This window comes from Microcystis sp. M165S2, assembly GCF_020245885.1.
Taxonomy (GTDB): Bacteria; Cyanobacteriota; Cyanobacteriia; order Cyanobacteriales; family Microcystaceae; genus Microcystis.
On record NZ_JADBTZ010000024.1, the window covers coordinates 1 to 9455 of the forward strand.

Below are 9455 nucleotides of genomic sequence, written 5' to 3' on the forward strand. Positions count from 1 at the left end.
CCCAAATGCGTTTAACCGCTATGGGATAGAGAGGTGCGTAGTTCACCCAAGGAGAATTAATCTCTCGAAGTAAAAGTGAAGGGAATTTCTGAAATGGAATTCAGTCTGTCTATATTTGACTATACTTTTACTAACTATGACAACAATTTTTGATTTTTGCAGGAGAGCTATCGAGTCGAGGAATACTCGTAGTCTTCGATAATATGGAGAAGTCGCATGGCTGAACTACAGGATTCTTCTAAAATTTCCTGTTTCTCCTGAGAATCTTCGATTAAATCTTCAGATACTAGACGCAGAGAACCTAAAAGACTATTAAGACTACTTCTCGCTTCGTAGGATAAATAAGCTTTTCTTTTTTGCTCATCTTCCCTATTCTTAGAGTCGGCCTCTTTGCTATCACTAAATTGCAGAGCGTGTAAACGGGCATAATGACCACCTTGAGCTAATAATTCCTCATGATTGCCGATTTCTGCCACTTTTCCCTTGTCCAGCACCACAATTTGATAGGCTTTTTGAACAGTGGAAAGACGGTGAGCGATCACAAGAGTAGTCCGCTCGCGACAGAGTTCATCGATCGCTTCCTGTACTAAACGCTCAGAAATTGTATCCAAAGCACTGGTGGCTTCATCGAGAATGAGAATATCCGGATCTCGCAGTAAGGCACGAGCGATCGCTAATCTTTGTTTTTGTCCCCCCGAAAGTCTCACTCCCCGATCGCCAATTTCCGTATCCAGTCCTTCCGGCAGTTTGGAGATAAACTCGTAGGCATTCGCCCTTTTTGTCGCCTCTAAAATTTCTGCATCACTAACATCGCTTAATCCGTAGGCAATATTAAAACGGAGAGAATTATTAAAGAGAAAAGTGTCTTGACTGACTATTCCCATGGCTTTTCTCAGAGATTTGATCTCATAATCCCGTAAATCGTGACCGTCAAAAAGAATCCTCCCGGCTGTAGGATCATAAAAGCGTGGTAATAAATCAGCAATTGTCGATTTTCCAGCCCCCGAAGCACCAACAAGAGCGATCATTTTTCCTTTTGGAATCCAAAGATCGATGCCCTTGAGAACTAATTCTTGATGACCGGGATAGGAAAATTGGACGTTATCAAAATGAATACCTGTCTCTAATCTTTGATAGGGAATAGAGCCATTGCTCATAAATGGTTTATTCTCTCGAATGAGAAAATCCGCTACCACCTCTACTGCGGAAACATCCCCCAATAGACTACTCCTAGCACCGTTAATCTGACTAACTATCGGCAATGCCCGGAAAAGTACATAGAGATAGGTCAATAAAATTGTCGCTAAAGCTTGAAGTTGTTCATTAAAAAGATAACGACCAGCAATAATAATTAAGGCAATAATAACAACTCCACCTATTTCATTAAGCGGAGCGATTACAGCATTATTAGTCTGGGCATCTAAACCAGCTTTCTCCCGGGCTTCGATATCTTCCACAATAGATTCTAATTCGTATCTTTCATTGCCTACCGCTTTAATTAGGCGAATTCCAGTTAACAGTTCCAACAGTTTATTAGTTTGCTGTTTAGCCGTTACGGTGATAATCTCTCCAAACTTTTTCGATCTCTTGACAAAGTATTGATTAAGCAGACCTAAAAGTCCACCCAAAACACTAGAAAGAATAGTTAATTGCCAAGAAATTGATAATAAAATAGCTAAGTACATGAAAGCTGTGCCGATAATCTTAATCAGGTTTATGTAATTTCTAATCGATGCTACGGCTCGATTAATCTCCGACATGAAACGATTAAAAATATCTCCTATTTTACTTTTTACATAATAATCTATATCCACTTCTAGCAGCAGAATAACTGAATCAATTCGCATATCTTTTGCCATAATTAAAGACAAGTAAGTGCCTAAAAAAATACTGACAAAATTGGTAATGTGCTTGAGAATTAAAATCCCTAATATCGCCGCAAACATCCAGAAAAAACGAGTATCGACTGGGAAAACCTCGAAAACCGAGAGCAGCTTTTTGATAATTTGAGGGGCATTTTTTAAGATATCATTTTCGGGATTAATAAAAGAAATTAGTAAGGGGATAACTAAAACAGTTCCTACCCCATTAAATATGGTACTGACAAAGCCTATAACAATGCTGGAAACCACTAATATCCAGTATTTAAGCGTATATTTAAGGAGAATTTGATTAGGATTCATCGCTATAAGTAATAAAGTAAATAGTCAACGGTCAATTATCCTACTCCCTACACTCTAATATTTCCCTTCCAGAGAAGTAATTATGCCAGAGAGAGTTGTCGCCATGGCGGTGGTACTATAGGAGGCGATACAGCGCTCTCTCGCTTTTAGTCCTCGTGCATTAGCCAAGTCGAGATGATTAAAAACTTCTCTAATTATGACAGCTAGTTGCTCTGGCGATCGAGGTTCGACTAAATAGCCAATATCAGCTAAAATTTCGGGAATATCTGCCACTTTAGTGGAAATAATCGGTTTAGCCATCGCCATACCATCGGTGAGTTTAATCGGAAATTGGGCGTTAGCCGTAGCTTCATCCCTCTGGGGAACGATAATAGCATGAGCAGCGGCCACAACTTCCGGCATTCGATCGATCGGTTGAGCAGGTAAATGAATTAACCAAGGTTGACCTTTTTCCAACAAACTATCCAGATAGCCGTCCCCGATTTGGCGACCTCCCACCACCACCAATTTAAAATCAGGATCACCAATTTGATCTAAAGCGATTAAGACATCTTCTAAACCTTTGTGAGGTCTAGCCGTACCCGGGAACATTAAGACTTTATACGCAGATAAACCGTATTTTTGACGACAAGCGACGGGATCGTAGAGATTGGGATCGAAAAGTTGCGTATCCTTGCCATTCGGTAAATAAATCCCCCCGTAACGCTTTTGCAAAAATTGATTATTAACCGTCACCCCATCGGCGCGGTTAATTAAATTTTCCATCCAACGCAGATAGAGAGGGTGATTTGGGTCTCTAAGCGCACCATTTTTTTTGAGGATATCCCTAGCTAATTGTCGGGGATGAGGACGATAGGACCATCGATCGCCACCAAACCAACTCATTTCCCAATCGTCAATATCGAGAATTAGGGGACGTGGGGAAAAAAAACGTTTTAGTAGGCCGATGCCGAAACTGGTGGGACGGGGTTTAACCGCATAGATAATCTCTCCGGAGAGGCGATCGAGTAAAGTTTTGATCTGGCCAAAAAACTGGGGATAATTATTGCCTTGGACCGATACCACCGGTAAATTCCCCGGTGGGGTTGGATAGATTTCCCGGCCAAAAATCGGGCCATAGACCGTCACCTGACAGTTTAGCTGTTGCAAGACTTGAGCAATCAAATAGACTCTTGTGCCACCACCACCGGATAAATCTGGTGCTAAAACAGAGATTTTTTTGTTCACGATCGCCGATCAATCCAGATTATCTAGCACGATAGGAGAATGTTAATCAATGTTAACGTTTTTGTCAATCTTAGGCGAACTTAACATTAATGCCCCCCAGATATAGACTAGACAAAGAAAATTAACATATACATTGCCGAGACGACTAACTGAGTAAACATCACTGGTAGGCCGTAGCGCAGAAAGGTATGAAAGGTAATTTTGCCCCCGTGTTGTTCAGCGATGCCGGCGGCGACAATATTAGAAGAAGCCCCCACTAAAGTACCATTACCCCCTAGGGTAGCCCCATACATCATCGCGTAGAAAAGCGGTAAAACTTCCGGGGGAAAAGAACCAGCATAATCGGGAGAAAGAACTTCTGTCCCGACTAAATTAACATTAACAAGGTACTGTTTCAGTAGTGGAACCATGGCCACCACTAGGGGAATATTGGGAACGACACTGGAAATAAAACCAACAAAAAACAGCAAGACTAGAGAACCTAAAAAGATATTTTTGCCTAAAATTATCGCCAGAAATCCCGATAAACTATTAACTACCCCAGTTTTTTCTAAGCCGCCAATTAGGACAAAAATCGACATAAAAAATAATAGGGTACTCCAGTCCACATCCCGGAGAATATTATGAACCGTATCGATTTTCGATTGCTGGGCTAAAAGTAGGGCTAAAGTGGCCCCCATCAAAGCAACGGCCGCGGGAGAAATGGGTACGGGAAAAGATTCACCGACGACGAATAAAAATAAGACTAAAAAGACGATAATTCCCCCCACCGCTAAGACGCGAGGATGATTAATTTTCGGATGGGGTAATTCTTCTAAATGCTCGAATTTTGTCCGCCAGATTTTCGGGAATAACCAAGGTAACATAACCAGAATGGTAATGACTGCCAAGGCACCACCTAAACTCAAACGCTGTAGGTATTCCATGAAGGTTATATTAATAGAATCACCGACGATATAAGTAGCGGGATCACCAACAATCGTTAATAACCCGGAACTGTTGGCCACGAAAACCATCAGGATTAAGAGCGGCACAAAATCCACACCGATATCTTGAGCTAAGGGAGGAATCAGCGGGGCTAATAACATCACCGTGGTAGCGTTGGGTAATACCGCACAGATTGGGGTAGTAATGGCGACAATTCCTATTAGTAATAATTTGCCCTGTCCCTTGGCTAAAAGCACCATTTGTGCTGCTAAATAATCAAAAATTTTCGTTGGTTCAAAGGCTCTCACTAACACCATTACCCCAAAAAATAGGGCGAGAGTGGCATAACTGCGACTGATATAACCCACCGCCTCCTGGAGAGTCATGATATGGGTAAAAACTAAGATTAAAGCCCCCAGTAAAGCCGCTACGGTAATATGAAGCCACTCGAACATAATCACCACAATGACTGCAATAAAAGTCATTGCAGCAATCCACATTGGTAAAGATTCCAGCATTTTTGATCCTGTTTTTACTTTCGGTTTCTCGATACGACTAAAAGTTTGCCCGAATGTACAGCAAACTCACAAAAAATATGGTTATCGACGGAAAATCTTAAAATTGTTGTGATCGGTGAACCTGCATGAGAATCCCCATATACAATGTCTCCTGTAAGTTATCACTATCAAGTAGTATCAGCGACATAACTGAACCGATCAAGACATTGCTAGGAATGTAGTGATGTTTCAGTCTTCCCCCCCACGCCGACGAAGTTAGCTGACGGGCTAGGATAGAGAGATATCCTTTTCTAGGCTAAAAAATCTAGAAATACGCCCCCAAATGTGGTTCCTCCGCTCCGAATTTGTCTAGCTAATATCTAGCATAGAAACTTGGATTAGGCTGACTTACTCTATTTAGTGATCCACCATAGCATACTAACCTCAAAAAAAACGATATAGCTCTATACTAGACCTATCCTGTCGGTTATCCCCCGGGTTGCTAGGATAGAACAGTGATAAGCTAATAGCTAACGACTGACCGCCATAGCGGCCACATCAGAAATTTCTATGAATAGAAGACCTCGTTATACTCCTCCCCGATCGCGCGATCGTGATTATGACCGCTCCTATGGCGATGACTCCCGCGCTTCGACCTCCGGAGGCCTATTGGCCAAATTAAACTATGCCATGATCGCCCTGATTGGTGGTATTTTTGTACTAGGAGTGGGTCTCGGTCTGGTATTCAGTTCTACCGCTAATTTTAGCCCCGAAAACGTCGCTTCCCGGGAAGTAATCGATCGCAGCGCCCCCAATGCGGAATTATGCGTGCAATTTGGGGCCAGTGCCATTGTCACCGATTTGCGGGTTTATGTCACTCTTAACCCCTTTAATGTTTTTGTTACCCAACCAGTTATGCAACCCGGTTGCGTTTTGCGACGCAATAACTGGTCAATTTTAGAACAACAAAAATTAGTCGATGGACAGCAGGTACAAAGTTGTAAAAACCGGATGAATACCTTTGGTTATACCGGTCCCTTGGAAGGCAAACCGAAAATCGATTGTATCTTCCAAAATGAAGCCGGGGGCAATCTTTTTGTTAATCCCGCCGGCGCTGTTGGCCCCAGACCAGATACAGATAAATTCTAAACCACAAAAGATCGTTCTTCTGACCACTGACTCCTAATTAACTGCGTTGATTTTTACAAGAGGTCTAATGAGTTAGCCATTGGCCCGTAGTCACTACAAAAATTCCGCCAGCTTTTTTTAAAAAAGGCTGAATTTTATCGATCAGACGACCAAGTTGTTCGTCACTATTACAAACCGTCATAATGTAGTTACCACTGTAATCACAATCCAAGTCATCACAGGATAAACCTCGATCACCTTTTCCCGAAGTACTGCCAAAGACGGTATAACCGGAAACTCCGACAACATCAAGAGCGCTTAAGGTTTCTTCCAAAAAAGCATGACTAACAATTATATCTACTTTTTTGACAGTTTGTAGGGAAGGATGCGGGGATTCAAGCATGGTAGTTAAGTAAAAAAGGGACAAGTGAAAGAGAAAAATTTTGACAGGAATTATTGAAAAACAGCCTGGCTTTTTAGACTCCACAGCCAATGATTTTGATCATCTCTAGGTACAGAGGAATACCGATGATGATATTGAAAGGAAAAGTTAAAGCCAAGGCCATAGAAACGTATAAACTAGGATTCGCTTCGGGAACAGTCATTCTCATGGCCGCAGGAACAGCAATATAAGAGGCACTGGCACACAAAACAGCGAATAATAAAGCATTGCCCTGTTCAAATCCGAGAACCTTAGCGATGAGAATGCCCACCATAGCATTGATGACGGGAATGAGCACCGCAAAACCGATGAGAAAAGAACCAGTTTTGCCTAATTCTCGGATTCTTTTCGCCGCCACTAATCCCATATCAAGGAGAAAGAAAGTTAAAGCACCATAAAAAATCTCTTGGGTGAAAGGTTCTAATTTTTCCCAGCCTTTTTCCCCCGTGAGCATACCAACAACAACGCTACCGACTAAGAGAAATACCGAACCATTTAAAAAGGCTTCATGTAAAACTTTTGACCAAGAAAACGCTTCTTCTTCGCCATTTTTCTCTTTAAAGACTCGCACCAGGATTAAACCCACTACAATCGCCGGCGATTCCATTAAAGCTAAGGCTGCTACCATATGACCGCCATAGGAAATATGAAGTTTTTCTAAAAAAGAACTGGCGGTGATGAAAGTAACGGCACTAATGGAACCATAGGCTGCCGCGATCGCTGCTGCATTGGCACTATCGAGTTTAATTTTCAGGATAAAGAAAGTGTAAATGGGAACGATGCAAGCCATAACCACAGAGGCAATCAAAGTTAAAGCGATTTGGTTATTGATGCCACTTTTCGCTAGTTCATAACCTCCCTTGAAACCAATCGCCATCAAAAGATAGAGAGAAAAGAGTTTAGGCAGTGGTTGGGGAATCTCTAGGTCGGATTTTAAAAATACTGCCAGCATTCCTAAGAAAAAGAACAAAACCGGCGGATTGAGAATATTGAACAGGATTAAGCTGCCATCCATAGGTTTGCGTACATTGATTTATTTCAATCTATACTATTCGATTTTGAGAATTATCGTGAAAATGTTAATAACCGGATTACAACCCTTAACCATGGCCGCCCAAAAAAATTAAGATGGGTGATGTTTCAGTAGCTTTTTCTCCCTTCTCCCCCCCCCCTTCTCCCCCTCTACAATAATTACTCGCAGCCAGAAATATGTTGGTTGCTATCATACTTTGTGCTTTTTGTCAAAAAAACTTTTTTTTTGCAATAAAACTACATAAAAAAAAGATCATCGTTGTGGGTGAAATTGACTGATTTAACCGTCTTAATTAGGATAACCTTCTAGGTGTGACAAGGGTTTCAACTATTGCTACCCAAAAAAGCACAGAATAAACCACTATGAAATTCTATCAAATCGCTGTAACCATTGCAACATCGTTGTTAAATAAAAATCTTTCTCAATTAATTTTTAAGAATTTATAAATATTGCGGAATGTTAATTTAAATATTCTCAAGTGTTTGGAGTTAATAAATAACTTTTGCTTATTTTTATTGGAAAATAGAACTCCTGCAAAAATCTAACATCTACCATTGGGTTAGAAGTCAGTATTCAGGAGATTATTTTTATTTATTCTTCCCAACCCCCATCCCCCATCCCCCATCCCCCATCCCCCATCCCCTATCCCCCAACCCCTATCCCCTATCCCCCAACCCCCAACCCCCAACCCCCATCCCCCAACCCCCATCCCCTATCTCCACCCGTTCCCCGATAAATGCCAAAAATCGAGCTTAAAACCCCAAAATACGCAGATATTGCCGGGATGGAGTCCCTTGATCGCACCAGTCTCGGCGGTATTTGGACCCTATCTGGTTATGAACGGGAATTAAACAACCCCAACAGTGAATTATTAATTCTCTCCCTACCCAGCAATCCGGAAACCATCATCGGATTGGCTTGTTTTTGGGCAATTCTCGAAGAAGCGCATATTACCCTTCTGGCAATTTATCCCGACTATCAAAGACAAGGATTAGGAAAACTGCTTCTCTACAAACTTCTGGAGAAGGCTGTACAAAGACAACTGGAAAGGGCTACGCTAGAGGTGAGGGTGTCGAACCAGTCAGCGATCGCACTCTACGAGCATTTTGGCTTCCGCGTCGCTGGAGAGCGTAAAAATTATTATCCGCAAACTGGCGAATCAGCCCTAATTTTCTGGCGCAACGATCTACAAAGGGCTGCTTTTCAGGAACAATTAAGCAAGTGGCGACAAGAAATCCTCTCAAGACTGGCGCAGGGAGAGTGGCAATTAGAGGAAGAAACCAGAGCCAAAATAGATACCATGGAGATGCAATGATTACCTAAAATGTCGGATGAATGCCCCCGCTACATTTTTCGACAAGATACTCAGCTTTGCGGGGGATGAAATCCGACCAGAATATCAACCCCGGAGCATCGATTTAATTCCACCATCTGTGGGTAAACGGCGAACTCTGTTATACTTAACTTAGCCAAGGGTCGAGGATTGTTAGATGCTAGTCGTAGAAGCAAAGCTAAAAAACGGAACACCAGAGCAATATCAGAAACTCGATGAAGCTATCAGAACTTCTCAGTTTGTGCGTAACTTTTGTGTTCGTTATTGGCTAGAAAATAAAGGAACAACCCGCAATGATCTCCAAAAACTTTGTGCGGTACTAGCTAACAATAAAGAGACACCATGGGTTAATAAATTAAACTCCCAAGCTCGTCAATCGGCTGCTGATAGAGCCTGGCAATCAATTAATCGGTTTGATCAGAATTGTCAGGCTAAAATACCAGGGAAAAAAGGTTTTCCTCGGTTCAAAAAGCATAGTCGTTCCGTTGAGTATAAACTAACGGGCTATAAGCTATCTGATGATAGACGTAAAATCAGATTTACCGATGGTTTTAAAGCAGGAGAATTTGATTTATGGTGTAGTCAAAAAACCTTAGTTTATTATTCAGAACAACAGATTAAACGGGTAAGAGTTGTTAGACGTGCTGACGGTTATTATTGCCAGTTTTTGATTGACGTAGAACGG

Annotated in this window: 8 protein-coding genes and 1 riboswitch; of the genes, 3 read left to right on the forward strand and 5 right to left on the reverse strand. The window is 41.8% G+C overall.

Annotated features, from left to right (window positions below):
* Nucleotides 1-167: 167 nt before the first annotated feature.
* The 3 genes from IM479_RS01305 to IM479_RS01315 form a co-directional block, all read right to left on the reverse strand.
* The gene (locus IM479_RS01305; protein ID WP_287686379.1) at nt 168-2183 is read right to left on the reverse strand and encodes an ABC transporter ATP-binding protein; all 2016 of its coding nucleotides are present in this window, start codon (nt 2181-2183) and stop codon (nt 168-170) included.
* Nucleotides 2184-2237: 54 nt separating this feature from the next.
* The gene (locus IM479_RS01310; RefSeq protein WP_287079847.1) at nt 2238-3410 is read right to left on the reverse strand and encodes a glycosyltransferase; all 1173 of its coding nucleotides are present in this window, start codon (nt 3408-3410) and stop codon (nt 2238-2240) included.
* Nucleotides 3411-3517: 107 nt separating this feature from the next.
* Nucleotides 3518-4855, reverse strand: a complete 1338-nt coding sequence (locus IM479_RS01315) for an ArsB/NhaD family transporter (protein ID WP_287686381.1) — start codon at nt 4853-4855, stop codon at nt 3518-3520.
* Between the two features lie 229 nt (nt 4856-5084).
* Nucleotides 5085-5215, reverse strand: a riboswitch (cyclic di-AMP (ydaO/yuaA leader).
* A gap of 189 nt (nt 5216-5404) precedes the next feature.
* Between IM479_RS01315 and IM479_RS01320 the strand changes: the two genes are divergently transcribed.
* The gene (locus IM479_RS01320) at nt 5405-5983 is read left to right on the forward strand and encodes a DUF3172 domain-containing protein (RefSeq protein WP_287675518.1); all 579 of its coding nucleotides are present in this window, start codon (nt 5405-5407) and stop codon (nt 5981-5983) included.
* Between the two features lie 64 nt (nt 5984-6047).
* On the opposite strand, the gene IM479_RS01325 is transcribed toward IM479_RS01320, so the two are convergent.
* Both IM479_RS01325 and IM479_RS01330 read right to left on the reverse strand, forming a co-directional pair.
* Nucleotides 6048-6365 (reverse strand): P-II family nitrogen regulator, encoded by a 318-nt coding sequence (locus IM479_RS01325; protein WP_286826643.1) that lies wholly within the window; start codon nt 6363-6365, stop codon nt 6048-6050.
* A gap of 73 nt (nt 6366-6438) precedes the next feature.
* The gene (locus IM479_RS01330) at nt 6439-7419 is read right to left on the reverse strand and encodes a sodium-dependent bicarbonate transport family permease (RefSeq protein WP_287686382.1); all 981 of its coding nucleotides are present in this window, start codon (nt 7417-7419) and stop codon (nt 6439-6441) included.
* A 754-nt stretch (nt 7420-8173) separates the two neighbouring features.
* On the opposite strand from IM479_RS01330, the gene rimI reads away from it, so the two are divergent.
* Nucleotides 8174-8752 (forward strand): ribosomal protein S18-alanine N-acetyltransferase, encoded by a 579-nt coding sequence (gene rimI / locus IM479_RS01335; protein WP_286826641.1) that lies wholly within the window; start codon nt 8174-8176, stop codon nt 8750-8752.
* 175 nt (nt 8753-8927) lie between these two features.
* Nucleotides 8928-9455: RNA-guided endonuclease InsQ/TnpB family protein (locus IM479_RS01340; protein WP_287699055.1), on the forward strand; the 528-nt coding region annotated here is incomplete at its 3' end.

What these genes read in the sequence shown, in the direction of transcription:
- IM479_RS01305 (WP_287686379.1), bottom strand. Translation starts at nt 2,183, where the DNA reads ATGAATCCTAATCAAATTCTCCTTAAATATACGCTTAAATACTGGATA.
- IM479_RS01315 (WP_287686381.1), bottom strand. Translation starts at nt 4,855, where the DNA reads ATGCTGGAATCTTTACCAATGTGGATTGCTGCAATGACTTTTATTGCA.
- IM479_RS01320 (WP_287675518.1), top strand. Translation starts at nt 5,405, where the DNA reads ATGAATAGAAGACCTCGTTATACTCCTCCCCGATCGCGCGATCGTGAT.
- IM479_RS01325 (WP_286826643.1), bottom strand. Translation starts at nt 6,365, where the DNA reads ATGCTTGAATCCCCGCATCCTTCCCTACAAACTGTCAAAAAAGTAGAT.
- IM479_RS01330 (WP_287686382.1), bottom strand. Translation starts at nt 7,419, where the DNA reads ATGGATGGCAGCTTAATCCTGTTCAATATTCTCAATCCGCCGGTTTTG.
- rimI (WP_286826641.1), top strand. Translation starts at nt 8,174, where the DNA reads ATGCCAAAAATCGAGCTTAAAACCCCAAAATACGCAGATATTGCCGGG.